At 52.8% G+C, this 24,574-nt stretch carries 23 protein-coding genes and 1 pseudogene; 20 read left to right on the top strand and 4 right to left on the bottom strand.

Annotated features, from left to right (window positions below; all coding sequences use genetic code 11):
* The first annotated feature begins 29 nt into the window (after nucleotides 1-29).
* Nucleotides 30-1,667, top strand: coding sequence for a flagellar hook-associated protein FlgK (flgK, locus tag AC5JPW_RS05540; protein WP_494238754.1), 1,638 nt, complete (start codon nucleotides 30-32; stop codon nucleotides 1,665-1,667).
* A gap of 14 nt (nucleotides 1,668-1,681) precedes the next feature.
* Nucleotides 1,682-2,632 (top strand): flagellar hook-associated protein FlgL, encoded by a 951-nt coding sequence (flgL, locus tag AC5JPW_RS05535; protein ID WP_494238753.1) that lies wholly within the window; start codon nucleotides 1,682-1,684, stop codon nucleotides 2,630-2,632.
* Nucleotides 2,633-2,705: 73 nt separating this feature from the next.
* Here flgL and AC5JPW_RS05530 read toward each other — a convergent pair whose 3' ends face one another.
* On the bottom strand, nucleotides 2,706-3,920 hold the full coding sequence (locus tag AC5JPW_RS05530) for an MFS transporter (protein WP_494238752.1): 1,215 nt from the start codon (nucleotides 3,918-3,920) through the stop codon (nucleotides 2,706-2,708).
* A gap of 112 nt (nucleotides 3,921-4,032) precedes the next feature.
* Here AC5JPW_RS05530 and AC5JPW_RS05525 point away from each other — a divergent pair, with 112 nt between their 5' ends.
* A complete protein-coding gene (locus AC5JPW_RS05525; RefSeq protein WP_494238750.1) occupies nucleotides 4,033-4,968 on the top strand; it encodes a LysR family transcriptional regulator in 936 nt (311 codons plus the stop codon).
* A gap of 41 nt (nucleotides 4,969-5,009) precedes the next feature.
* Here AC5JPW_RS05525 and rne read toward each other — a convergent pair whose 3' ends face one another.
* Entirely contained in the window at nucleotides 5,010-8,255 is a 3,246-nt protein-coding gene (gene rne / locus AC5JPW_RS05520) for a ribonuclease E (protein WP_494238749.1), read from the bottom strand.
* Nucleotides 8,256-8,827: 572 nt separating this feature from the next.
* On the opposite strand from rne, the gene rluC reads away from it, so the two are divergent.
* Nucleotides 8,828-9,781 (top strand): 23S rRNA pseudouridine(955/2504/2580) synthase RluC, encoded by a 954-nt coding sequence (rluC, locus tag AC5JPW_RS05515; RefSeq protein ID WP_494238748.1) that lies wholly within the window; start codon nucleotides 8,828-8,830, stop codon nucleotides 9,779-9,781.
* 30 nt (nucleotides 9,782-9,811) lie between these two features.
* On the opposite strand, the gene AC5JPW_RS05510 is transcribed toward rluC, so the two are convergent.
* Both AC5JPW_RS05510 and AC5JPW_RS05505 read right to left on the bottom strand, forming a co-directional pair.
* Nucleotides 9,812-11,059 carry an MFS transporter gene (locus AC5JPW_RS05510; RefSeq protein ID WP_494238747.1) on the bottom strand — a complete coding sequence of 416 codons (1,248 nt, stop codon included), beginning with the start codon at nucleotides 11,057-11,059 and terminating at the stop codon, nucleotides 9,812-9,814.
* A 40-nt stretch (nucleotides 11,060-11,099) separates the two neighbouring features.
* Nucleotides 11,100-11,684, bottom strand: a complete 585-nt coding sequence (locus AC5JPW_RS05505) for a Maf family protein (RefSeq protein ID WP_494238746.1) — start codon at nucleotides 11,682-11,684, stop codon at nucleotides 11,100-11,102.
* 141 nt (nucleotides 11,685-11,825) lie between these two features.
* On the opposite strand from AC5JPW_RS05505, the gene yceD reads away from it, so the two are divergent.
* The 16 genes and pseudogenes from yceD to ptsG all read left to right on the top strand — a co-directional run bounded on the left by yceD (nucleotide 11,826) and on the right by ptsG (nucleotide 24,407).
* Entirely contained in the window at nucleotides 11,826-12,347 is a 522-nt protein-coding gene (gene yceD / locus AC5JPW_RS05500) for a 23S rRNA accumulation protein YceD (RefSeq protein WP_494238744.1), read from the top strand.
* A 50-nt stretch (nucleotides 12,348-12,397) separates the two neighbouring features.
* Nucleotides 12,398-12,571: a 50S ribosomal protein L32 gene (gene rpmF / locus AC5JPW_RS05495; protein ID WP_003857964.1), complete on the top strand. Its 174-nt coding sequence runs from the start codon at nucleotides 12,398-12,400 to the stop codon at nucleotides 12,569-12,571.
* A gap of 64 nt (nucleotides 12,572-12,635) precedes the next feature.
* Entirely contained in the window at nucleotides 12,636-13,670 is a 1,035-nt protein-coding gene (plsX, locus tag AC5JPW_RS05490; RefSeq protein ID WP_494238742.1) for a phosphate acyltransferase PlsX, read from the top strand.
* A gap of 6 nt (nucleotides 13,671-13,676) precedes the next feature.
* Nucleotides 13,677-14,630, top strand: coding sequence for a beta-ketoacyl-ACP synthase III (locus AC5JPW_RS05485; RefSeq protein ID WP_494238740.1), 954 nt, complete (start codon nucleotides 13,677-13,679; stop codon nucleotides 14,628-14,630).
* An 18-nt stretch (nucleotides 14,631-14,648) separates the two neighbouring features.
* Nucleotides 14,649-15,578, top strand: coding sequence for an ACP S-malonyltransferase (fabD, locus tag AC5JPW_RS05480; protein WP_494238739.1), 930 nt, complete (start codon nucleotides 14,649-14,651; stop codon nucleotides 15,576-15,578).
* A 12-nt stretch (nucleotides 15,579-15,590) separates the two neighbouring features.
* Nucleotides 15,591-16,325 (top strand): 3-oxoacyl-ACP reductase FabG, encoded by a 735-nt coding sequence (gene fabG / locus AC5JPW_RS05475; protein WP_494238737.1) that lies wholly within the window; start codon nucleotides 15,591-15,593, stop codon nucleotides 16,323-16,325.
* A 154-nt stretch (nucleotides 16,326-16,479) separates the two neighbouring features.
* Nucleotides 16,480-16,716 carry an acyl carrier protein gene (gene acpP, locus AC5JPW_RS05470; RefSeq protein WP_000103754.1) on the top strand — a complete coding sequence of 79 codons (237 nt, stop codon included), beginning with the start codon at nucleotides 16,480-16,482 and terminating at the stop codon, nucleotides 16,714-16,716.
* 86 nt (nucleotides 16,717-16,802) lie between these two features.
* Entirely contained in the window at nucleotides 16,803-18,044 is a 1,242-nt protein-coding gene (gene fabF, locus AC5JPW_RS05465; RefSeq protein ID WP_494238725.1) for a beta-ketoacyl-ACP synthase II, read from the top strand.
* Nucleotides 18,045-18,244: 200 nt separating this feature from the next.
* Nucleotides 18,245-18,313: pseudogene (locus AC5JPW_RS05460) on the top strand (IS200/IS605 family transposase); the annotation flags it as partial.
* A 73-nt stretch (nucleotides 18,314-18,386) separates the two neighbouring features.
* The gene (locus tag AC5JPW_RS05455; RefSeq protein ID WP_494238723.1) at nucleotides 18,387-18,542 is read left to right on the top strand and encodes a hypothetical protein; all 156 of its coding nucleotides are present in this window, start codon (nucleotides 18,387-18,389) and stop codon (nucleotides 18,540-18,542) included.
* A 107-nt stretch (nucleotides 18,543-18,649) separates the two neighbouring features.
* Nucleotides 18,650-19,216, top strand: coding sequence for an aminodeoxychorismate lyase (gene pabC / locus AC5JPW_RS05450; protein WP_494238721.1), 567 nt, complete (start codon nucleotides 18,650-18,652; stop codon nucleotides 19,214-19,216).
* Nucleotides 19,213-20,235: a cell division protein YceG gene (yceG, locus tag AC5JPW_RS05445; protein ID WP_494238719.1), complete on the top strand. Its 1,023-nt coding sequence runs from the start codon at nucleotides 19,213-19,215 to the stop codon at nucleotides 20,233-20,235. Before pabC ends, yceG begins: the two co-directional genes overlap by 4 nt.
* Nucleotides 20,225-20,866 (top strand): dTMP kinase, encoded by a 642-nt coding sequence (gene tmk / locus AC5JPW_RS05440; protein ID WP_494238717.1) that lies wholly within the window; start codon nucleotides 20,225-20,227, stop codon nucleotides 20,864-20,866. The genes yceG and tmk overlap by 11 nt, the downstream gene beginning before the upstream one ends.
* On the top strand, nucleotides 20,863-21,867 hold the full coding sequence (gene holB / locus AC5JPW_RS05435; RefSeq protein ID WP_494238715.1) for a DNA polymerase III subunit delta': 1,005 nt from the start codon (nucleotides 20,863-20,865) through the stop codon (nucleotides 21,865-21,867). The genes tmk and holB overlap by 4 nt, the downstream gene beginning before the upstream one ends.
* 12 nt (nucleotides 21,868-21,879) lie before the next feature.
* A complete protein-coding gene (locus AC5JPW_RS05430) occupies nucleotides 21,880-22,674 on the top strand; it encodes a metal-dependent hydrolase (protein WP_494238713.1) in 795 nt (264 codons plus the stop codon).
* Nucleotides 22,675-22,973: 299 nt separating this feature from the next.
* On the top strand, nucleotides 22,974-24,407 hold the full coding sequence (gene ptsG / locus AC5JPW_RS05425) for a PTS glucose transporter subunit IIBC (protein ID WP_494238711.1): 1,434 nt from the start codon (nucleotides 22,974-22,976) through the stop codon (nucleotides 24,405-24,407).
* The last annotated feature ends 167 nt before the right edge of the window (nucleotides 24,408-24,574 follow it).

Raw genomic sequence — 24,574 nt, 5'->3', positions numbered from 1 at the left:
TATGTCTTAAAAGTTAATAAGGAACCTCCATGTCCAGCTTGATTAACAGCGCCATGAGCGGCCTGAGTGCAGCCCAGGCGGCACTGAGTACCACCAGTAATAACATTTCCAGTTATAACGTGACGGGTTACAACCGCCAGACGACGATCATTTCTGCCGCCAACAGTACGCTGGGTGCAGGAGGTTGGGTGGGTAACGGTGCATATGTTTCTGGCGTGCAGCGTGAATATGATTCGTTTATTACCAATCAGCTTCGTGCAGCGCAGACGCAGAGCAGTGGGCTGACCTCGCGCTATGAGCAGATGTCAAAAATCAACGACATGGTCTCCAGTACCACGAACTCCTTGTCGACCTCCCTGCAAGGTTTCTTCTCCAGCCTGCAGACGCTGGTGAGTAATGCGGAAGATCCGGCATCTCGTCAGAGCCTTCTGGGTAAAGCCGATGCGTTAGTTAACCAGTTTCAGGTTACCGACCAGTATCTGCGTGACCAGGACAAACAAATTAATATTTCGATCTCGTCGAGTGTTGACCAGATCAACAGCTACACCACACAGATAGCCAATCTGAATGACCAGATTTCGCGACTGACTGGCGTGGGCGGTGGTGCATCCCCGAACAACCTGCTCGATCAGCGTGACCAGTTGGTCAGTGAATTGAATAAGATTGTCGGCGTAGAGGTAAGTGTTCAAGATGGCAGCACCTATAACGTAACCATGGCCAATGGTTATACGTTGGTGCAGGGGAGTACTGCACGTCAGCTGGCGGCAGTTCCTTCCAGTGCCGATCCTGGGCGTACCACTGTTGCCTATGTAGATAACACCGCGGGTAATATTGAGATCCCTGAAAAACTACTGACCAGTGGTTCACTCGGCGGTCTGTTGACGTTCCGTTCACAGGATCTTGATCAAACCCGTAATACCCTGGGGCAACTGGCGCTGACTTTTGTTGACGCGTTCAACAAGCAACACACTGCTGGCTATGACGTTGACGGCACTCAGGGTACAGATTTCTTTAAGATTGGTGACCCGACCACGCTGAGCAATGCGAAAAACACTGGCACTGCAACCATGACTGCGGAAGTGACCAGTAGTAGCGACGTGAAAGCGACGGACTATAAGTTAACCAAAACAGATTCCGGCTGGAGCGTAACCCGCCTTTCCGATAACACCTCTTTTGCGGCAACGGAAACCGGTGGTGTACTGGAGTTTGAAGGTCTGAAAATCACGGTTTCAGGTACCGCAGCGAAGAACGACAGCTTCACCGTGAAACCGGTGGCCAACGCGATCATCAATATGGACGTGCTGATAACCGATGAGTCGAAAATTGCCATGGCAGCCAGTGCGACGTCCGGTGAGAGCGACAACAAAAACGGTCAGGCTTTGCTGGATTTGCAGAGCGCGAAGGTTGTGGGGGGCTCTAAGACCTTCAACGATTCTTATGCTTCTTTGATCAGTACCATTGGTACAACGACTTCGACGCTGAAAAGTAGCAGTACGACGCAGGAAAATGTGGTCACGCAGTTGAGTAATCAGCAGCAGTCCATCTCCGGCGTTAACCTGGATGAAGAGTACGGTAATCTGCAGCGCTTCCAGCAGTATTATCTCGCCAACGCACAGGTGCTGCAGACTGCCAGCACGCTGTTTGATGCGTTACTGAACATACGCTAAGTAAGAGGTGAATGATGCGTATCAGTACACAGATGATGTATGAACAAAACATGCGTGGTATTACCAACTCACAAACTAAGTGGTTGGCGTACGGCGAGCAAATGTCTACCGGGCTGCGCGTGAACCGCCCTTCTGATGACCCGATCGCGGCCTCTCAGGCAGTCGTTGTTTCACAGGCGCAGCAGCAGAACGAACAGTACAAAACGGCGCGTACCTTTGCTAACCAGAAAATCTCTCTGGAAGAAAGCGTGCTGAGTCAGGTGACCACCACCGTGACGGCAGCACAGTCCACCATCGTTAAAGCGGGGAACGGCTCGTTGAGTGATGACGACCGTGCATCAGTGGCAACGGAGCTGCAAGGCATCCGCGATCAGTTGATGAACCTGGCAAACAGCACAGACGGTAATGGTCGCTATATCTTTGGTGGCTACAAAACCAGTGATGCGCCTTTTGATACCACTAACGGTGCGTACAACGGCGGTACTGAAGCGATTACTCAGAAGGTGGATTCAGCGCGTACCATGGTGATTGCCCATACGGGGGCTCAGGTATTCGACAGCGTCACCAGCAACGCGGTGGCAGAGCCTGATGGCTCGATACCGAGCAACGTTTTTGAAATGCTCGACGAGGCGATTGCAGCTTTGAAAGTGCCCGTCGGTGATGACGAGACAGCCAAGGCAACCTCAACAGCCGCGCTGGATAAAGCGAACCGTGGTTTGCGTAACTCGCTTAACAACGTGCTGACCGTTCGTGCTGAACTCGGTACCCAGCTTGATGAGCTGGATAAGCTGGACTCATTGGGTGATGATCGCTCGCTGAGTCTGACACAACAGATGAGTGATTTGGTGAATGTGGACTGGAGTTCTGCCATTTCGTCTTACACCATGCAGCAGACGGCATTGCAGGCATCCTATAAAGCATTTAGCGACATGCAAGGCATGTCGCTGTTCCAACTCAATAAGTAATCTTCGCTTTGGCCCTGTCTTGAAACTGGACAGGGTCGGTATGCCCGCACCGGCTTCCGGCGCGGGCTTTTTTTTATCCGACATTTCTTGCCGCAGCCTGCAGACGACGATTGTCCACGAGGCGAATGACCAGGGCTATCAATCCGGTCAGCGTTGCCAGCGCTACCACGCCTGACCAACCTGCTACGGAGTAAACTTTACTGCCTAGTGCAGAACCCAACGCCATTCCGATAAACACAACGGTGAACAGCAATGCGTTCAGGCGACCACGCGCCTGGGGTTCCAGTCCGTATACCAGATTCTGGTGAGCGACCAGGCTTGATTGCAGACCCAGGTCAAAACCAACGGCGGCCAGCGCAATAATCACTAACTGGGCATGTGTCGGTACGAAAGGCAGAACGAACATCAGTGCGAACGAGACGGAGACAAGTGCTGCACCGAGTTGTGTGACTTTCTCTGCACCGACTTTATCAGCCAGCCCACCAGCCAGCGGGGCTGCTAATGCACCCGCAGCACCTGCGATCCCAAAGGTACCGGCTACCGCGCTACCTAGCTGATATTTTTCCAGCAGCATCACCGCCAGTGTGGACCAGAAAGCGCTGAAGGCGATGGATAAAAAGCCCTGCGCGAACGCAGCACGGCGTAGGGCAGGGTAGCGCTGCCACAGGTGCGCCATGGATTTCATCAGCTGTGGGTAGCTCAGGGTTGAATGAATGGCGAAACGCGGCAACACAAACCACATCAACGTGCCGATGAATGTAATGCTCGCGGCCGCCAACTGAAACATAACCCGCCAACCGAAAGCGGCCCCAACAAAACCACTGACGGTACGGGAGAGCAGAATACCGAGTAACAAACCAGTCATTACGGTACCGACGGTTTTCCCCTGTTTACCTTCAGGCGCAAGAATGGCTGCTGCCGGGACAATGTCCTGTGCCATCGTGGCGGCCATCCCCAGTAGCAAACTGACGGCCAGCAGTGCCGAAAGCTGCGAGGTAAAACTACAGGCCAGAAGCAGCAGTGCAAGGGCGGCACATTTTGCCAGAATGAGACGGCGTCTGTCGTAACGGTCTCCCAGCGGCAGTAAAAACAGAATGCCCAGCGCATAACCGGCCTGGGTGAGCGTGGGGACCAGTCCCATCCCGTTGATGGTTAAATGCAGATCGCTGCCCATTAATGGCAGCAGAGGCTGTGCGTAGTAGATGGCGGCCACGCTGAATCCCGCCCCCAGCGCCAGCACGAAAATTATCCAGCGTGCGATATATAACGGTTGAGAATGACGGTTCATTAGGATTTCCTCAGATATAGTGTGAGTGCATTTTTTACTAATACGGGATGGCACGGTAGACACCGTGGTGGTAAAACGGTTATACGCATAACGTATGAATATGGTGGTTAATATGCGATCAGAACGTATAGATAGAGTGGACTTAATGCGTACGCTGGTGCGTATCGTTGAGGCCGGGTCACTGTCAGCCGCCGCGCGGCAGTTGGACACAACGCAGGCGACCATCAGCCGTCGTTTACAGTCGCTGGAGACGTTGCTGGGGGTGAAGCTACTGCTGAGAACCACGCACGCCATGAAGCTGACGGATGATGGCGAACGCTGCTACGAGCACGCGAAGCGAGTGATTGATGCCTGGGTCACGCTGGAAGATGAAGTGAGTCAGAAAGAGGATGAACCGGTCGGCATGTTGCGGGTCAGGGCGCCCCATGCTTTTGGTCAGGAACAGTTGCTGTCTCCTCTCACTCAATTTCTTGAACGCTATCCGCAGCTCAGTGTGGAGTGGATGCTCAATGATAAAACCGTCAATTTTCTGAGCGACAATATCGACTGTGCGATCCGTGTAGGTGCTGAGGTGGATCCTTCTACCGTGTCGGTCTTACTGGCGGAAGTACCACGCTGTCTGGTTGCATCTCCGGCTTTGCTAGCGCGTTTTGGCGTGCTCGACAGTCCCGCCCGACTGAGTGCATTACCCTGGGTGGCACTCAGTACATTCTATCAGCATGATATTACCCTCACACATGCTGTTAGCGGTGAATCTGAACGCGTGACTATATCACCACGTTTGTACACCGACAGTCTGTACGTGGCACGGAATACGGCACTGGCAGGATTAGGCGTGGCAGCCGTATCAAGCTGGACGGTGGAGGAAGATATTCGTAATGGGAAACTGGTTATGCTATTACCGGACTGGCAGCCAGCGCCTTTGCCGGTACATCTGGTTTACCCCTGGGCGCGTTATTACCCTGCCAGGTTGCGGATGTTTTTACAGCTCATGCGGGAAGTGATGCCCGGCCTCAGTGGCATGCGCCAGCCTGTCAGCAAGGCATAAAAAAGCCGACCCGAAGGTCGGCTTTTTAACGTTGCGGAATATTATTCCACAGCCTGCGGACGCGTTGCTGGCGCAGTCGCAGTGTGCGTAGCGCTATGACCACCGGCTGAACCTTTTCCGTCAAAGTCGAACTGCGGACGAACCCAGTCGCTATGACGTGGTGCTTCTGGCACATAGACCGGAGCCGGTGCTTTAGTCATTGGCGCGGTGGCATGGCTCACGACAGCGGTGTCAACAGACTGCGGCGCAGCAGCAGCAGGTGCGCTTGCAGCAACAGGTGCAGGTTCAACTGCGACCGGTGCCTCAACAGCAGGTGCTGCAGACGGTTGCTCCACAACGACGGTCTCTTCAACCACGGCAGTTTCGGCAGCCAGTTCTTCAACCGGTACAACGATGTCGCGCTCAGCCACAACAGACTCTGCAGCCGGAGCCACTTCTTCCGCCACCGTGTCGGCAACGGTAGTGTCTTCTTCTGCGATGAATTGCGGCTGCTCGGTTACCGGCGCTTCAATCACTTCCGGATGCGTTGTTTCCACTGCGACTGGCTGGGGTTCAGCAACAGGCGCTTCAGGTTCAACCACCACTGGAGCTGGTTCTTCAACAACCGGCACAGGCTGCTGATTTTCTTGCGCGGTAACCAGCTGAGCTTCGGCAATCAGCGGAGCGACTTCCGGGGTGATCTGCACGTCTGCATCAGATTGCTGTTCAACTACCGGTGCCTCTGACACTTCATCCTGCGGACGGGCTACCGGGTAGCTAATCCACACTTTACCGGATGCCATCTCTGGTGATGCACAAGCCGCAGCCAGTGGCATTGCAGACTGCGTCGGGTAACGCTCATCACGGTAACGACGGCGGCGCTGACCACTTACACGGAGGTGGCGCGGAGAACGGCGTGAACGGCGCGGCATACCCGCGTTATCACGTGCTTCTGCGGACTCATCATGCTCGGCAACATTGTCGACTACAGCAGGCAGATCGCGTTTAGCGATGTCAGTGCGTTGTTCATGCACTTCTTCAACGGCGACAGCTTCAACAACCGGTTCGTTGGTCTGAGTTTCGCCTACACGAACTTTCTGAGTCAGTTGACGTTGCTTACGACGCGGCATCACCTGAACGCGTTCTTCCTGTGCAGATTCCTGCTCAGATTGTTCTTCGCGTTCCTGGTTTTTGACTTCCTGCTGCGGCTGACGTTTTTCTTCGTTGCGACGACGGTTGCGATCGCGGCGTGGCTGCTGCTCATCACGCGATTTCGCTTTTTCACCTTCTTCTGCAACTACCGGCTGGCGGTTATCTCGCTCTTCAACATTCTGCTGCGGTTTCTCACGACGATTACGACGGTTCTCATCACGATTTTCACGCGGCTCATTGCTGTCAGCACGGTTGTCACGGCGTTCATTACGCTCGCCGCGGTCATTACGGTCATTACGGTCATTGCGATCGCGACGGTTGTTCTGACGCGGTTTACGACGCTCCTGCGAACGTTCCTGTTTCTCTTCTTTCTTCTCTTCTTTGACTTCAGCAGGGGCAACAGGCTCATTGCCTGCAAACATACCTTTCAGTGCTGAGAAGAAGCGGCTCAGAAGACCTGGTGCAGCAGGCGTTGCGGCAGCTTGTGCAGTAACAGGCGCTTGTGATTTAGCAACAGGTGCCGTCGGTGCTGTAGGTGCTGGCGGTACTTCAGGCATAACGAATGCCGCCAGTGCAGGCTGCTCAGGACGTTTACGTTCGGCGGCTTCTTCTTCAGAAGGCAGCGCCATCTCTTCTTCATGCAGTTTAGGCAGCATGTAGCTGAGGGTAGGTGTCTCTTCGCCTTTGCGCACACGCAGTACGGAGTAATGCGGCGTTTCCATCTGATCGTTTGGCACAATCACGCAGCGAACACCGTTCTGGCGGGTCTCAATCGCGCTGACTGCGGAACGTTTTTCGTTAAGCAGGTAGGAAGCAATGGGTACTGGCACAATCGCATGGACTTCCTGGGTATTCTCTTTCAGCGCTTCTTCTTCAATGAGGCGTAGAATTGAGAGTGACAAAGATTCATTGTCACGAATCGTACCGGTCCCCGTACAACGCGGGCAGACATGGTGGCTTGATTCACCCAGAGATGGGCTCAGACGCTGACGGGACATCTCCAGTAGACCAAAGCGGGAAATGTGGCTGATCTGGATGCGGGCTCTGTCCTGACGGACAGCTTCACGCAGACGGTTTTCCACTGCGCGCTGGTGGCGTACCGGCGTCATATCGATAAAGTCGATAACAATCAAGCCGCCAAGGTCACGCAGACGAAGCTGGCGCGCGATTTCGTCGGCGGCTTCGAGGTTGGTGTTGAAGGCGGTCTCTTCGATATCACCACCGCGGGTTGCACGTGCGGAGTTGATATCGATGGCGGTCAGCGCTTCGGTGGAATCGATGACGATGGAACCACCGGACGGCAGACGGACTTCACGCTGGAAAGCGGACTCAATCTGCGACTCAATCTGATAATGACTGAACAGCGGGATTTCACCGGTGTACAGCTTAATTTTGCTGCTGAAATCCGGACGACCCAGTGCGGCGATGTGCTGGCGGGCCAGCTCAAGGACTTTCGGGTTATCAATCAGAATTTCGCCAATGTCCTGGCGCAGATAATCACGGAATGCACGTACAATGACGTTGCTTTCCTGGTGAATCAGGAACGGGGCTGGGCGGCTGTCGGCAGCTTTCTGGATTGCTTCCCAGTGCTTGAGACGGAAACTCAGATCCCACTGCAGGGCTTCGGCAGATTTGCCCACGCCTGCGGTACGAACGATCAAGCCCATGCCATCCGGAAGTTCCAGACTGGCCAGTGCTTCTTTTAACTCAGTGCGATCGTCACCTTCAATACGACGAGAGATACCACCCGCACGCGGGTTGTTTGGCATCAGCACAAGGTAGCTGCCTGCGAGGCTGATAAACGTCGTCAGCGCTGCGCCTTTGTTACCGCGTTCTTCTTTATCAATTTGAACAATGACTTCCTGGCCTTCGCGCAGCACATCTTTGATGTTCGGACGACCATGAGAATTGTAATTGGCAGGGAAATATTCGCGGGCAATCTCTTTGAGAGGCAGGAAACCGTGTCTTTCAGCACCGTAATCAACAAATGCAGCTTCCAGACTCGGTTCAATACGGGTGATTTTGCCTTTGTAGATGTTCGCTTTTTTCTGCTCGTGTCCAGGACTTTCGATATCCAGATCGTACAGACGCTGCCCATCCACAAGGGCAACACGCAACTCTTCTTGCTGAGTTGCGTTGATTAACATTCTTTTCATCGTAACTTACTCATTATTCTTACATTGACGACTAAGCTGCGGGCATAGTAACGCCTTTCCGGGGGAGAACCGATGGCCTCGTGACTGTTCACGTCGCCAACCTCACGGTTGTCGCTCGCTTAAGAGGCGCAGTGTGTCGGTTGCCTGTATTTCCTGTGGAAAACACAGCGCAATTATCAGGGGAACAGCCTGGGAAAAACTCTCCAGAGAAGATTCCATCTACCGGTAAGGACTGCAACCCGCAGCCCGCTAAGTGCCTGAAAGTCCAATACGTCTTACGCCATTGCTGCGTGTATGGTCGGACAGGCAAAACTGGTCATTCCGCACAATTGCTTGTTTTAACAAGATTCAACGCGGAAAACTGCAACATTATTCCTTGCGAGCCCTGTTATAGCAAGCTGACTTTTACCTTTTATCACCCGGTTACTCACAGTTTTTTCACTTTTAACTGGTGATTGTTTTAATAACCGCCAAATCATCTGTGAAGAACGAAGTCATCCAGGATCAAGAGTAAATATAAGCATAGAAAAATGAGTGGCGCTAATCATCTGCGATAATTAGAATCGCCTCCCATGAAAACTGAGAACCCATCCGTAAAATTTGTTGTTATCGCTGATGATGAAGCGGGGCAACGTATCGATAACTTTTTGCGCACGCAGCTCAAAGGTGTGCCGAAAAGCATGATTTACCGCATCATCCGTAAGGGCGAAGTGCGGGTAAACAAAGGACGCACCAAACCCGAATACAAACTCGAAGCGGGCGATGAAATACGCATTCCGCCGGTACGTGTGTCTGAAAAAGAAGAAGAAGCGGTTTCGCCTCACTTGCAGAAAGTCGCTGCGCTCAACGACGTAATCCTTTATGAAGACGACCATATTCTGGTGCTCAACAAACCGTCAGGTACGGCTGTACACGGTGGTAGTGGTTTGAGCTTCGGTGTGATCGAAGGCCTGCGTGCACTTCGCCCGGAGGCGCGTTTTCTCGAGCTGGTTCATCGACTGGATCGCGACACCTCTGGCGTTCTGTTGGTGGCGAAAAAGCGTTCTGCACTGCGATCTTTGCATGAGCAACTGCGCGATAAGGGAATGCAAAAAGATTACCTGGCGCTGGTGCGTGGCCAGTGGCAGTCCCATGTCAAAGTGGTACAGGCACCGTTGCTTAAAAATATCCTGCAAAGCGGTGAGCGCATCGTGCGCGTGAACCAGGAAGGAAAACCGTCTGAAACCCGTTTCAAGGTGGAAGAGCGCTATGAAGTTGCCACCCTGATGCGCTGCAGCCCTGTTACCGGGCGTACTCACCAGATCCGTGTGCATACCCTGCATGCTGGTCATCCGATTGCCTTTGACGATCGTTATGGCGACCGGGAGTTTGATAAGCAGCTCGCGAGTACGGGGTTATCTCGCCTGTTCCTGCATGCCGCAGCGCTGAAGTTTACGCACCCCAACACGGGTGAGACGATACGCATTGAAGCGCCGATGGACGATGGGCTTAAGCGCTGTCTTCAGGTGCTACGAAACCAAAAATAGTAAAAAGGGTAGTCGTACTGACTACCTTTTTTATGCTGCGTTGGGCTCAAGCGGTACCGCAGTGTTTTTTTCTTGGATCGGCAGATTAATTAACGCTGCCATTATGGCGAGTACGATATCGGCATACCACACCCAGTCAAGATTCCCTTCATACTGCATGGCTACGCCGCCGAGCCAGGCGCCAAAAAATGCGCCCACCTGATGTGAAAACAACGTGAAACCAAACAGCGTCGCCAGATAACGGGTACCAAACAGCTTGCCTACGATCCCGGCCGTAGGCGGCACTGTGGCAAGCCACGTCAGACCGATCGCACAGGCAAAAATGTAAAACTCCAGCTCAGATTTTGAGGAAAGCAGAAACGCGATAATCAGGACGGCGCGAGAAGCGTAGAGCACCGCGAGGATGTATTTCATCGGATAGCGCTTGCCTAGAAAACCGGCAAAAATGCTGCCGGCGATATTGCAAAGGCCAATCAACGACAAGCTGACGGCGGATACTGATGCGTCGTGTCCACACAGGTTAACTTCGCTCGGCAAATGCGTGGTTAAAAACGCAACGTGAAAACCACAGGTCAAAAAGCCCGCGTGCAGTAGCAGGTAACTGGGGTGACGAAATGCAGCACGGATCTGCTTTTTAAGCCCGGGTTCGTCAGAGACGATGGGCTGCTCCGGCACGGCAGCCGGTTTTTTATCTCCTCGGCACAGGAACCATGAGGGGATAATGGTGGTGAGTGCCGCAAGGGCGAGAAACATCAAACCCGATGCTGCTCCCCGCAGGCTGACAATCAACTGAATCAGCGGGGCGAAGATAAATTGCCCCAGCGACCCGCCTGCGTTAATCATCCCACTGGCTACTGAGCCTTTATCGGCAGGCAATCGGCTGGCAACAATGCCGATAAGCACAGAAAAACTGCCCGCAGCTGCTCCGGCCGGGCTTAACAGTCCTTGCGCCAGGGTGAGTGGCAAAAAGGATGATGCCCAGAGCGTACCTATCTGGCCCAGGGCAATCAGTAACGCGCCCAGCACCAGAACGGTGAACGCCCCACGTTTGTCTGCCCAGGCACCAAATAGTGGCTGAAATGCTCCCCACATGAGCTGACCAATCGCCAGCGCCATACTGACTTCAGCAATGCTCATAGTGGTCGTGTGCACAATAGGGTGCACAAACAGGCCAACGGTCTGCCTAATACCCATAGTTATCATTAAAATCAGGCTGGCCAGCGCAATGAGCGACCACAGGCCAGCAGATGACCGCTGAGACAGATCTCGTGAATCCACCGATTTTCCTTAAAAATGAATGTCAGATTTATTGCTTTTATTAGCTTTGCAATGGGTTTCGATGTTCGCGACGTAACATCTGGCAGAGCGCAATGAGCGGCAAACCTACCAGAGTATTGGGATCGCGCCCTTCAAGGCGATCAAATAAAGTGATCCCCAGCCCCTCACTCTTAAAGCTGCCTGCGCACTGTAATGGTCGCTCTTTGCGTACGTAATCGTCTATTTCCTGTTCGCTTAAATGGCGGAAATGGACATCAAAGGGTTCGCACTCTGTTTGCAAATGACCGGTGGCGGAGTTAAACAGTGCTAGTCCTGTATAGAAGGTCACAATATTTCCGCTGGCCTTGCGTAATTGTGCACGGGCATTTTCTTCCGTGTGGGGTTTGCCGGTTATTTGACCTTCCAGCACGCAGACCTGATCTGAACCGATTATCAGGTGGTGAGGAAAACGCTGGGTGAGCGACTGGGCTTTGTCTTGTGCGAGGCGCAGGACGAGATGGCGAGGTGACTCACCTGCCAGAGGTGTTTCATCCGTGACCGGTGCGGCACACTCAAAGGGCATTCCGAGCTTTTCCAGCAGCATGCGCCGCCAGGGGGAGGTCGAGGCAAGAATAATATCTGACATATTTTTTCCACCAAATATAGCTTAACCATGACAGGCATTTTAAACTGTAAGCCGCAATGTGTGCGAATTATTGGCAAAAGGCAACCTGAGGCTGCCTTTTTCTTTGACTCTATGACGTTACAAAGTTAATATGCGCGCCCTATGCAAAAGGTAAAATTACCCCTGACTCTCGACCCGGTTCGCACGGCTCAAAAGCGCCTTGATTACCAGGGTGTCTACCTGGCCGATCAGGTCAGTCGTGTCGCCGAGTCTGTAGCCAGTGTGGACAGTGATGTGGAATGCTCCATCTCTTTTGCCATCGACAACCAACGCCTTGCGGTTATTACCGGTGATGCGAAGGTTACGGTGTCTCTGGAATGCCAGCGTTGCGGTAAGCCGTTTACCCATCAGGTTCACACAACATATTGTTTCAGCCCTGTCCGTTCAGACGAACAGGCCGAAGCACTGCCGGAAGCGTATGAACCGATTGAGGTTGACGAATTCGGTGAAATCGACCTACGAGCATTAGTTGAGGATGAAATCATTCTCTCCCTGCCTGTAGTTCCGGTGCATGATTCTGAACACTGTGAAGTGTCCGAGGCGGACATGGTATTTGGTGAACTGCCTGATGAAGCGCAAAAGCCAAACCCATTTGCCGTATTAGCCAGCTTAAAGCGTAAGTAATAGGTTTTCCCTGCTCAAACAGGGTTAATCGTAATTAAGGAGTAAGGTCCATGGCCGTACAACAGAATAAACCAACCCGTTCCAAACGTGGCATGCGTCGTTCCCATGACGCGCTGACCGCAGTCACCAGCCTGTCTGTAGACAAAACTTCTGGTGAAAAACACCTGCGTCACCACATCACTGCCGACGGTTTCTACCGTGGCCGCAAGGTAATCACTAAGTAATCACGCGCAAGCGTGGTCAAACTTAGTGAGGATTTCCCCGTGAAAACGGGGATATACCGATACCTTGACACGTCTAACCCTGGCGTTAGATGTCATGGGGGGAGATTTTGGTCCCTCCGTGACAGTGCCTGCAGCATTGCAGGCACTGGATTCTAATTCGCACCTCAATCTTCTTTTAGTCGGCGATCCCGACACAATCACACCATTGCTCGCAAAAGCTGATTTTGAGCAACGCTCACGCCTGCTTGTTGTTCCGGCGCAGTCAGTTATTGCCAGCGATGCTCGTCCTTCGCATGCTATCCGCAATAGTCGGGGGAGCTCGATGCGTATGGCGCTGGAATTGGTAAAAGAAGGGCGCGCGCAGGCGTGCGTGAGTGCAGGAAATACCGGCGCACTGATGGGCCTGGCGAAAATGGTGCTTAAGCCCATCGAAGGGATCGAACGACCGGCTCTCGTCACCGTGTTACCTCATCAGCAAAAAGGTAAAACGGTCGTACTGGATTTAGGCGCTAATGTCGATTGCGATGGCAAAATGCTGGCGCAGTTCGCCGTGATGGGCGCGGTTATGGCAGAAGAAGTGGTGGGGATTGCGAATCCTCGCGTGGCATTACTGAATATTGGTGAAGAAGAAACCAAAGGTCACGATAGCATTCACGACGCCGCCGCTATTTTAAAGGCAGTTCCAGACATTAACTATATTGGTTATCTGGAAGCGAACGAATTACTCACTGGCAAAACGGATGTGCTAGTTTGTGACGGTTTTACAGGAAACGTTACATTAAAAACTATGGAAGGTGTTGTCAGAGTGTTCCTTTCACTGCTGAAATCTCAGGGTGAAGGTAAAAAAAGGTCGTGGTGGCTGATTATATTAAAGCGTTGGTTACAAAAAAGCCTGAGCAGGCGATTCAGTCACCTCAACCCCGACCAGTATAATGGCGCCTGTCTGTTAGGATTGCGCGGCACGGTGATTAAGAGTCATGGTGCCGCCAATCAGCGAGCCTTTAGCGTCGCTATTGAGCAGGCAGTGCAGGCGGTGCAGCGGCAAGTTCCTCAGCGAATTGCCGCTCGCCTGGAATCTGTGTTACCGGAAAAAGACTGAGCGTACATGTATACGAAGATTATGGGTACCGGCAGCTATCTGCCTGAACAAGTGCGAACTAACGCCGATCTGGAAAAAATGGTGGATACGTCTGACGAGTGGATTGTCACACGCACAGGTATCCGTGAACGCCGTATCGCCGCGCCGAATGAAACCGTCTCAACCATGGGTTTCGAAGCTGCTAAGCGCGCGATGGAAATGGCAGGCGTTACAGCCGATGAGATTGGTCTGATTGTTGTTGCCACCACCTCTGCAACCCATGCCTTCCCGAGTGCGGCATGTCAGGTGCAGAGTATGCTGGGCGTGAAAGGTTGCCCGGCGTTTGATGTCGCAGCGGCATGCGCAGGTTTCACCTATGCATTAAGCATTGCGGATCAGTACGTTAAATCCGGGGCGGTTAAACGCGCTCTGGTGATCGGTTCTGACGTTCTGGCGCGTACCTGTAATCCTGAAGATCGCGGCACGATCATCATCTTTGGTGACGGTGCTGGTGCGGTCGTTCTGGGAGCTTCTGAAGAGCAGGGTATCATCTCTACGCATCTGCATGCTGATGGTAGCTATGGTGAATTGTTGACGCTGCCAAATGCGGATCGCGTCAATCCAGAAAACCCTATTTTCCTGACGATGGCCGGGAATGAAGTCTTTAAAGTGGCGGTGACTGAGCTTTCTCGCATCGTCGATGAAACCCTGGAAGCGAACAACCTGCAGCGCAGCGAACTGGACTGGCTGGTGCCGCATCAGGCAAACCTGCGCATCATCAGTGCAACAGCGAAGAAACTGGGCATGTCGATGGAGAATGTGGTGGTGACGCTTGATCGTCACGGCAACACTTCTGCGGCATCTGTTCCTTGTGCGCTTGATGAAGCCGTCCGTGATGGCCGCATTCAGCGGGGTCAATTGATCCTGCTTGAAGCCTTTGGCGGTGGGTTTACCTGGGGTTCCGCGCTGGTCCGTTTCTAGTATTTAAGGATAAAAGAGATGACGCAATTTGCTTTTGTGTTCCCGGGACAAGGTTCCCAGGCCGTGGGCATGCTATCTGATATGGCAGCCACTCATCCGGTGGTTGAAGAGACGTTCCGTGAAGCGTCTGCTGCACTGGGTTATGACTTGTGGACATTGGTCCAGCAAGGTCCGGCAGAAGAATTAAACAAAACATGGCAGACTCAGCCAGCACTGCTGACCGCTTCTGTCGCGTTGTATCGCGTATGGCAGCAGCAGGGTGGAAAAGCCCCTGCGTTGATGGCGGGCCATAGCTTGGGTGAATACTCTGCGCTGGTATGCGCAGGCGTACTGCCTTTCGCAGATGCCGTGCGTCTGGTTGAACTGCGTGGCAAATTCATGCAGGAAGCGGTGCCGGAAGGCACTGGCGCAATGTCAGCGATCATTGGTCTTGATGATGCGTCGATTGCAAAAGCCTGTGAAGAGTCTGCTGAAGGACAGGTTGTTTCTCCAGTAAACTACAATTCTCCGGGCCAGGTCGTTATCGCGGGTCATAAAGAAGCCGTTGAGCGCGCGGGCGCAGCCTGTAAAGCCGCAGGTGCAAAACGCGCACTGCCGCTGCCGGTCAGTGTTCCGTCTCACTGCGCGCTGATGAAGCCTGCCGCTGAGAAATTGGCTGTTGAGCTCGAAAAAATCGTGTTCAGCGCACCACAGATTCCGGTTGTTAACAACGTCGACGTGCAGTGTGAAACCTCACCAGAGGCTATTCGTAACGCGCTCGTTCGCCAATTGTTTAGCCCGGTACAGTGGACCAAAAGCGTTGAGTTTATCGCTTCGCAGGGCGTTGAACATCTGTATGAAGTTGGACCAGGCAAAGTACTGACCGGTCTGACTAAACGTATTGTTGATACCCTGACGGCGTCTGCGCTCAACGAGCCTGCGGCGATGTCAGAGGCACTGGCGCAATAGAAGAGGAACACCATGAGTTTTGAAGGAAAAATCGCACTGGTTACCGGTGCGAGCCGTGGCATTGGCCGCGCAATCGCGGAGACCCTTGTCGCTCGTGGCGCAAAAGTGATTGGTACTGCAACCAGCGAAAGTGGTGCGCAGGCCATTAGTGATTATCTGGGTGCAAATGGTAAAGGTCTGCTGTTAAACGTGACCGATCCGGCATCCATCGAATCTGTTCTGGAAAACATTCGCACTGAGTTTGGCGAAGTCGATATCCTGGTGAATAACGCCGGTATCACACGCGACAATCTGCTGATGCGTATGAAAGATGATGAGTGGAACGATATTCTCGAAACTAACTTGTCATCTGTTTTCCGTCTGTCAAAAGCGGTGATGCGCGCTATGATGAAAAAGCGTCATGGGCGTATCATCACTATCGGTTCTGTGGTTGGTACCATGGGAAATGCTGGTCAGGCTAACTACGCTGCGGCGAAAGCGGGTCTGATTGGTTTCAGTAAGTCACTGGCACGAGAAATCGCATCACGTGGTATTACTGTGAACGTTGTTGCTCCGGGCTTTATTGAAACGGACATGACGCGTGCGCTGTCTGAAGATCAGCGTGCGGGTATTCTGGCGCAGGTTCCGGCAGGCCGTCTTGGTGGTGCGCAAGAGATCGCCAATGCGGTTGCATTTTTAGCCTCTGACGAGGCGGGTTACATCACTGGTGAGACCCTGCACGTCAACGGCGGAATGTATATGGTTTAATCACGATTAAAATTATTTGCGTTATTAGGGTGAAAGGCCTCAAAATAGCGTAAAATCGTGGTACGAACTGCCGGGATTTAGTTGCAAATTTTTCAACATTTTATACACTACGAAAACCATCGCGAAAGCGAGTTTTGATAGGAAATTTAAGAGTATGAGCACTATCGAAGAACGCGTTAAGAAAATTATCGGCGAACAGCTGGGCGTTAAGCAGGAAGAAGTTACCAACAATGCTTCCTTCGTTGAAGACCTGGGCGCTGATTCTCTTGACACCGTTGAGCTGGTAATGGCTCTGGAAGAAGAGTTTGATACTGAGATTCCGGACGAAGAAGCTGAGAAAATCACCACCGTTCAGGCTGCCATTGATTACATCAACGGTCACCAGGCGTAAGTGAACATCTCCAGGCGGTCATTCGACCGCCTGAGTTTTATCTTTTATCCCACGAATTCCTTTTTTTCCCTCCCTGGAGGACAAACGTGTCTAAGCGTCGTGTAGTTGTGACCGGACTTGGCATGTTGTCTCCTGTCGGCAACACCGTAGAGTCTACATGGACCTCTCTCCTTGCCGGTCAGAGTGGCATCAGCCTGATCGACCATTTCGATACTAGCGCCTACGCAACGAAATTTGCTGGCTTAGTAAAGGATTTTAACTGTGAAGACATTATCTCGCGCAAAGAACAGCGCAAGATGGATGACTTCATTCAATATGGAATTGTCGCTGGCGCACAGGCCATGCTTGATTCTGGCCTTGTAGTGACGGAAGAAAACGCTACACGTATCGGTGCCGCTATCGGTTCTGGTATTGGTGGTCTGGGCTTAATCGAAGAAAACCATAGTTCTCTCGTGAACGGTGGTCCGCGTAAAATCAGCCCGTTCTTCGTACCGTCGACGATTGTTAATATGGTGGCCGGTCACTTGACCATCATGTTTGGTCTGCAGGGACCGAGTATTTCAATTGCCACGGCCTGTACCTCTGGTGTGCACAACATTGGCCATGCGGCGCGTATTATCGCCTATGGTGATGCGGATGCGATGCTTGCAGGTGGCGCAGAAAAAGCCAGTACGCCTCTGGGTGTGGGTGGCTTTGGTGCGGCACGTGCGCTCTCAACCAACAATGATAATCCGCAGGCTGCAAGCCGCCCGTGGGACAAAGACCGTGACGGTTTTGTTCTTGGCGATGGTGCAGGCATTATCATGTTGGAAGAGTATGAACACGCGAAAAAACGCGGTGCCAAAATTTATGCAGAAATCATTGGTTTCGGCATGAGCAGCGATGCCTATCACATGACCTCACCGCCAGAAAATGGCGCAGGTGCAGCAGCAGCCATGGTCAATGCGCTGCGTGACGCAGGTCTTGAGGCGAGCCAGATTGGCTACATCAACGCGCACGGCACCTCTACGCCTGCGGGCGATAAAGCCGAAACGCAGGCAGTGAAGTCAGTCTTTGGTGAAGCGGCGAGCCGTGTGCTGGTCAGCTCAACAAAATCCATGACAGGACACCTGCTGGGTGCTGCTGGCGCGGTAGAGTCTATCTTCTCTATTCTGGCGCTGCGCGATCAGGCGGTTCCGCCAACCATCAACCTGGACAATCCGGATGAAGGTTGTGACCTCGACTTTGTACCGCATGAAGCGCGTCAGGTCAGTGGAATGGAATATACCCTGTGTAACTCCTTCGGCTTCGGTGGCACCAACGGTTCGTTGATCTTCAAAAAGGTCTGAGCTCCGGTTACTCACATTATGAAGCACTGAAAGGCCCGCATGTCGGGCCTTTTTTTGTCTATAGAAAACCCCCAGCTAGGCTGGGGGTTCAGTAAAGCTTTCAGCTTTGAGCCGGATATAAAAACCCCTTTTGATTTGTTAAAACATCTTTGCGGTCTGGCAACTGCAAAAGTTAAACAAGAAATCAAAAGGGGGTCCCAATGGGGGACGAAAAGAGCTTAGCGCACACCCGATGGAACTGTAAATATCACATAGTCTTTGCGCCCAAATAATTTCAGCTTTCTCCGCTTGTCCTGCACATGCTGTCCTGAGAAACTACCCGCCCATGCAAAAGGAGCCACTATGTTTTTGATTAATGGCCTCGAACAGGATTCCCTGCACCGCGAGCTGACAGGGCAATCACAGTTTGGTGATGGCTGCTTCACGACGGCGCGTATCGATGGAAGGGAACGTTCATTTCCTGCATCAGCATTTAGCGCGGCTGGAAAAAGCCTGTGATACGCTTTTCATTCCTTTTACCCAGTGGCATATCGCTTGAAGCCGAAATGCAGCCAACTTGCCAGTACAACAGGCTAAAGGCGTGCTTAAAGTGATTATCAGTCGGGGTGTCAGGTGGGCGTGGTTATTCAGCGGTACGGCCTGCCAGTCACCGACACGTCTGCTTAGCCTCTCACCATATCCTGCGCATTACTGCTCAGCTGGAGAGAGGAGGGGATAACACTCTCTCTCAGTCCCGTTACGATTGGGGCAGAAACCCGATGCTTGCCGGAATCAAACATTTAAACCGTCTGGAGCAGGTTCTGGTCCGCCGCTATCTTGAGCAAACTGATGCCGACGAGGCGCTGGTTCTTGACAGTGAAGGGTGGCTTACGGAATGCTGTGCCGCGAATATTTTCTGGCGACAGGGTCGTGATGTATTTACCCCTTTTGTCGACCAGGCGGGAGTTAACGGCATTATGCGGCAGAATTGTATGCAACGATTGGCATCTTCTGGTTACCGCGTTGTCGAAGTGAATGCACGGCCGGGTGCCTTAAACGCTGCCGATGAAGTCCTTGTGTGCAATGCGTTAATGCCCGTCGTTCCTGTTCGTCAGTGGGATGAGCGAGTCTGGACGTCCCGCGAGATGTACCACTTTTTAGCCCCTCTTTGTGAGCACCCTGAATCGTCATGAAAAAAATGCTGCGCTTTGTATTTCTTTTGCTGCTGGTTATGGGCATTGCCGCAGGCGTTGGCCTATGGAAGGTCCGCCAGTTAGCTGACAGTAAATTACTCATTAAAGAAGAGACTATTTTCGCTCTGGAAGCCGGAACCGGGCGCACGGCTTTAGGTGTGCAGCTCTATAACGAAAAAGTGCTGAACCGCCCGCGTGTTTTCCAGTGGCTGCTTCGCGTTGAGCCCGCACTTTCGCACTTCAAAGCGGGGACCTATCGCCTGACACCGGATATGACGGTTCGCGAGATGCTTGAATTACTCGAGAGTGGCAAAGAGGCGCAGTTCCCTCTGCGGTTTGTTGAAGGTATGCGCTTGAGCGATTACCTCCAGCAGTTGCGCGATTCTCCCTGGATCAAGCACACCCTGAAAGATGATGAATACGCGACCGTTGCCGCCGCGCTCAATTTTGAACATGCGGACTGGGTTGAAGGGTGGTTCTGGCCCGACACCTGGATGTACACCGCCAATACGACGGATGTCGCGTTGCTCAAGCGCGCGCACCTGAAAATGGTGCGCGCGGTTGATCGGGCCTGGGACGCACGCATTGACGGACTGCCGTATAAAGACAAAAACCAGATGGTCACAATGGCCTCAATCATCGAAAAAGAAACCGCGGTTGCCAGCGAGCGTGACCAGGTTGCATCGGTGTTTATCAACCGCTTACGTATTGGTATGCGTCTTCAGACCGATCCAACGGTGATCTACGGCATGGGGGCGCGTTATAATGGAAAACTCACGCGCAACGACCTTGAGACGCCGACAGACTACAACACTTACGTGATCAGCGGCTTGCCGCCTGGCCCTATTGCCACACCGGGTGAAGCGTCGCTTAAGGCGGCTGCGCATCCGGCTAAAACACCGTATCTCTATTTCGTGGCGGATGGTAAAGGTGGGCATACCTTTAATACGAACCTTTCCAGCCACAACAAATCAGTACAGGATTACCTGAAAGTACTTAAGGAAAAAAATGGGCAGTAAATACATTGTCATTGAAGGTCTGGAAGGCGCAGGCAAAACCACCGCTCGCGATGTGGTCGTGGAAACGCTGCGTGAACTCGGCGTGCAGGAAATTGCCTTTACGCGTGAGCCGGGCGGTACGCAACTGGCGGAGAAACTCCGCAGTCTGGTGCTGGATATCCGCTCAGTGGGTGATGAAATCATTACCGATAAAGCCGAAGTGCTGATGTTTTATGCTGCCCGTGTCCAGTTGGTGGAGACGGTGATTAAACCCGCGCTCGCCCGTGGCTGCTGGGTGATTGGCGATCGTCACGATCTGTCGACCCAGGCTTACCAGGGTGGAGGTCGGGGTATCGATCAGGCCATGCTGGCCACGCTGCGTGATGCTGTACTGGGCGACTTCCGCCCGGATTTGACGCTTTACCTTGATGTCACGCCGGAGGTCGGTTTGAAACGCGCCCGCGCCCGCGGTGAACTGGATCGTATTGAGCAAGAGTCCCTCGATTTCTTTAACCGTACCCGTGCGCGTTATCAGGAACTGGCCGCACAGGATGCGCGCATTCGTACCATTGATGCCACGCAATCCCTGGAGGACGTTGTCGCCTCTCTTCGCCGGACCGTGACCGAATGGGTACAGGAGCAGGGCGCATGAAATGGTACCCATGGCTGCGCCCGGACTATGAACAACTGGTTGCCAGTTACCAGGCCGGACGCGGGCACCATGCGTTACTGATTCATGCCTTACCTGGGATGGGCGATGATGCACTCATCTATGCACTCTGCCGCTTTTTACTTTGTCTGCAGCCTGAAAACCAGAAAAGCTGTGGTCACTGTAAAGGCTGCCAGCTTATGCAGGCGGGCACGCACCCGGATTATTATCTGCTGGCGCCGGAAAAAGGGAAGGCGACGCTGGGTATCGATGCCGTACGTGAAGTCAGCGAGAAGTTGTATGAGCATTCGCGGTTGGGCGGTGCAAAGGTGGTCTGGATTCCTGATGCGGCGTTGCTGACGGATGCCGCAGCCAATGCTCTGCTGAAAACCCTTGAAGAGCCACCGGCCAATACCTGGTTTTTCCTCGCCTGCCGCGAGCCTGCACGTCTGCTGGCCACATTGCGCAGTCGATGCCGTATGCATCATCTTTCACCGCCAGCGGAGAATTACGCCAGTGCCTGGCTAGGGCGCGAAACCTCTTCAACGCACGAGAGCATAATTACTGCGCTGCGCCTGTGCAGTGGTGCCCCCGGTGCTGCAGTGGCACTCCTCCAGCCAGACCAACAGGAACCTCGTCAGGCGCTTTGTCAGTCCGTTGAACAGAGCGTGAAAAGCGGCGACTGGCTTTCATTGCTCGGCGCACTTAATCATGAGCAGGTTGCTGAACGCCTTCACTGGCTTGGTGCACTGTTACTGGATGCCATCAAGGTGCAGCGAAACACGACGTTGCTGACCAATATGGATGTCATCGCTCTGGTACAGATACTCGCGCAGCAGATACCGGAACGCCGGTTACATGCTTTTCTGCATGCGCTGGTGGAATGTCGTGAGCAGCTGTTGACCGTCGTCGGCGTCAATCGCGAGTTATTACTGACCGACCTGTTATTACGTGTTGAACGTTACCTGCAACCCGGTGCAACACTGCCCACGTCGCACCTTTAAGAAAGAGACATTATGTTTTTAGTCGATTCACACTGCCATCTTGATGGCCTGGACTATCAGGCGCTGCATACGGACGTCAATGACGCGCTGAGTAAAGCAGCAGCCCGTGACGTGAAATTTTTCCTCGCAGTAGCGACAACTCTACCGGGTTACCGCAACATGCGGGAGCTGGTGGGTGAGCGTAACGATGTGGCTTTTTCCTGCGGTGTGCATCCCCTTAATCAGGATGAAACATATGATGTGGAAGATTTACTGCGGATGGCTGCTGAACCTGGCGTGGTCGCTATGGGCGAAACGGGGCTGGATTATTTTTACACCCCGGAGACCAAAGACCGCCAACAGGAATCTTTCCGCCATCATATTCGTATTGGCCGCGAATTAAATAAGCCGGTGATCGTGCATACCCGCGACGCACGTGCGGATACGCTCGACATCCTGCGCGAAGAGAAGGTTTCTGAATGCGGTGGCGTACTACACTGTTTTACTGAGGACAGGGAAACGGCGAAGGCGTTGCTGGATCTCGGTTTTTATATCTCCTTTTCCGGTATTGTGACATTTCGTAATGCTGAACAGCTGCGCGACGCTGCGCGCTATATACCACTGGATCGAATGCTTGTGGAAACGGACTCGCCGTATCTGGCACCGGTTCCGCATCGTGGAAAAGAAAATCAGCCTGCTTACGTTCGGGATGTGGCTGAATACATGGCGGTTTTAAAAGGCGTATCGGTAGAACAACTGGCGCAACAAACCACTGAAAATTTTGCGACGCTGTTCCATATTAACCCCGCCCGCCTCCAATCTGCCTGAATTTTCAGCTTATTTTAGTCCTCGTAATTAATAGACATTAAGAGTAAAGTTCACCGCCATAAAAAGGGCGGTGGATACTCTTTTTGACATATTTGGCAATGGTTTTTGTAAATCTATGAAAGTTTTAAGACAGGCGGTAGCTGAAACGTGATAGCCGTCAAACAAACAAAAGCTTATTTATTTTACTCTGTGTAATAAATAAAGGGCACTTAGATGTCCTGTCCACAGCACGGTTCTCCCCCCGTGCCAATGCGCAAAAAGCGTAAAAAAAGCACAAATACTCAGGAGCACTCTCAATTATGTTTAAGAATGCATTTGCTAACCTGCAGAAGGTCGGTAAATCGCTGATGCTGCCAGTATCCGTACTCCCGATCGCAGGTATCCTGCTGGGCGTCGGTTCTGCAAACTTCAGCTGGCTGCCAGAAGTGGTTTCTCATGTTATGGCTGAAGCGGGCGGTTCCGTTTTTGCTAACATGCCACTGATTTTCGCTATCGGTGTTGCGCTTGGCTTCACTAATAACGACGGCGTTTCCGGTCTTGCTGCCGTTGTAGCCTACGGCATTATGGTGAAAACCATGGCTGTGGTTGCACCGCTGGTGCTGCATTTACCTGCAGAAGAAATCGCGGCGAAACACCTGGCTGATACCGGGGTTCTCGGCGGTATCATCGCGGGCGCGATTGCAGCTTACATGTTCAATCGTTTCTACCGTATTAAGCTGCCTGAGTACCTGGGCTTCTTCGCTGGCAAGCGCTTTGTACCGATTATCTCCGGTCTGACCGCTATCGTCTTCGGCGTAGTGCTGTCCTTTATCTGGCCTCCGATTGGTACAGCTATTCAGACCTTCTCGCAATGGGCCGCCTATCAGAACCCGGTCGTTGCGTTCGGTATTTATGGCTTCATTGAGCGCTGCCTGGTGCCGTTTGGTCTGCACCATATCTGGAACGTTCCTTTCCAGATGCAAATTGGTGAATTCACCAACGCGGCAGGTCAGGTCTTCCATGGCGATATCCCACGTTACATGGCGGGTGACCCGACTGCAGGTAAGCTGTCAGGCGGCTTCCTGTTCAAAATGTACGGTCTGCCGGCTGCTGCGATTGCAATCTGGCACTCTGCTAAACCAGAGAACCGTGCCAAAGTGGGCGGTATCATGATCTCCGCAGCGCTGACCTCGTTCCTGACCGGTATCACCGAGCCGATCGAGTTCTCCTTCATGTTCGTTGCGCCGATCCTGTACGCAATTCATGCAGTGTTGGCTGGCCTGGCATTCCCTATCTGTATCCTGCTGGGTATGCGTGATGGTACGTCCTTCTCTCACGGCCTGATTGACTTTATCGTACTGAGCGGTAATGGCAGCAAAATCTGGCTGTTCCCGATCGTCGGTCTGTGCTACGCAGCGATTTACTATGTTGTGTTCCGCGTGATGATCAAAGCACTGGACCTGAAAACGCCTGGTCGTGAAGACGCGTCTGAAGATACCAAAGCTGCTTCAACAAGCGAAATGGCTCCGGCACTGGTTGCTGCTTTCGGTGGTAAAGAGAACATCACCAACCTCGACGCTTGTATCACTCGTCTGCGCGTTAGCGTGGCCGATGTGGCGAAAGTCGACCAGCCTGGCCTGAAAAAATTAGGTGCGGCTGGTGTGGTAGTGGCTGGTTCTGGTGTTCAGGCAATTTTCGGTACCAAATCCGATAACCTGAAGACTGAAATGGATGACTACATCCGTAGCCACTAAGCCATAAAGTCTGGGGAGACTGAGGCAGCCGCAAGGCTGCCTTTTTTATTGGGTGAAAGACAGGGCTGGTGGGCGAGACTGAAGTCATCGTCCTGTCGTTAAGTCACTATGCTGACGCGCGGAGCGGTTGCGTGCCAGTATTGACCCTGTCATCTGTAAATGGCATG

The sequence above is a fragment of the Phytobacter sp. genome (assembly GCF_059074235.1).
Note: the sequence above shows the minus strand (reverse complement) of the source record. Positions and strands in the feature narration are given on the sequence as shown.

What these genes read in the sequence shown, in the direction of transcription:
- tmk (WP_494238717.1), top strand. Translation starts at nt 20,225, where the DNA reads ATGGGCAGTAAATACATTGTCATTGAAGGTCTGGAAGGCGCAGGCAAA.
- AC5JPW_RS05430 (WP_494238713.1), top strand. Translation starts at nt 21,880, where the DNA reads ATGTTTTTAGTCGATTCACACTGCCATCTTGATGGCCTGGACTATCAG.
- AC5JPW_RS05530 (WP_494238752.1), bottom strand. Translation starts at nt 3,920, where the DNA reads ATGAACCGTCATTCTCAACCGTTATATATCGCACGCTGGATAATTTTC.
- AC5JPW_RS05455 (WP_494238723.1), top strand. Translation starts at nt 18,387, where the DNA reads ATGTTTTTGATTAATGGCCTCGAACAGGATTCCCTGCACCGCGAGCTG.
- yceD (WP_494238744.1), top strand. Translation starts at nt 11,826, where the DNA reads ATGCAAAAGGTAAAATTACCCCTGACTCTCGACCCGGTTCGCACGGCT.
- rne (WP_494238749.1), bottom strand. Translation starts at nt 8,255, where the DNA reads ATGAAAAGAATGTTAATCAACGCAACTCAGCAAGAAGAGTTGCGTGTT.
- flgK (WP_494238754.1), top strand. Translation starts at nt 30, where the DNA reads ATGTCCAGCTTGATTAACAGCGCCATGAGCGGCCTGAGTGCAGCCCAG.
- AC5JPW_RS05485 (WP_494238740.1), top strand. Translation starts at nt 13,677, where the DNA reads ATGTATACGAAGATTATGGGTACCGGCAGCTATCTGCCTGAACAAGTG.
- ptsG (WP_494238711.1), top strand. Translation starts at nt 22,974, where the DNA reads ATGTTTAAGAATGCATTTGCTAACCTGCAGAAGGTCGGTAAATCGCTG.
- fabD (WP_494238739.1), top strand. Translation starts at nt 14,649, where the DNA reads ATGACGCAATTTGCTTTTGTGTTCCCGGGACAAGGTTCCCAGGCCGTG.
- acpP (WP_000103754.1), top strand. Translation starts at nt 16,480, where the DNA reads ATGAGCACTATCGAAGAACGCGTTAAGAAAATTATCGGCGAACAGCTG.
- AC5JPW_RS05525 (WP_494238750.1), top strand. Translation starts at nt 4,033, where the DNA reads ATGCGATCAGAACGTATAGATAGAGTGGACTTAATGCGTACGCTGGTG.
- rluC (WP_494238748.1), top strand. Translation starts at nt 8,828, where the DNA reads ATGAAAACTGAGAACCCATCCGTAAAATTTGTTGTTATCGCTGATGAT.
- AC5JPW_RS05505 (WP_494238746.1), bottom strand. Translation starts at nt 11,684, where the DNA reads ATGTCAGATATTATTCTTGCCTCGACCTCCCCCTGGCGGCGCATGCTG.
- fabG (WP_494238737.1), top strand. Translation starts at nt 15,591, where the DNA reads ATGAGTTTTGAAGGAAAAATCGCACTGGTTACCGGTGCGAGCCGTGGC.
- rpmF (WP_003857964.1), top strand. Translation starts at nt 12,398, where the DNA reads ATGGCCGTACAACAGAATAAACCAACCCGTTCCAAACGTGGCATGCGT.
- flgL (WP_494238753.1), top strand. Translation starts at nt 1,682, where the DNA reads ATGCGTATCAGTACACAGATGATGTATGAACAAAACATGCGTGGTATT.
- yceG (WP_494238719.1), top strand. Translation starts at nt 19,213, where the DNA reads ATGAAAAAAATGCTGCGCTTTGTATTTCTTTTGCTGCTGGTTATGGGC.
- holB (WP_494238715.1), top strand. Translation starts at nt 20,863, where the DNA reads ATGAAATGGTACCCATGGCTGCGCCCGGACTATGAACAACTGGTTGCC.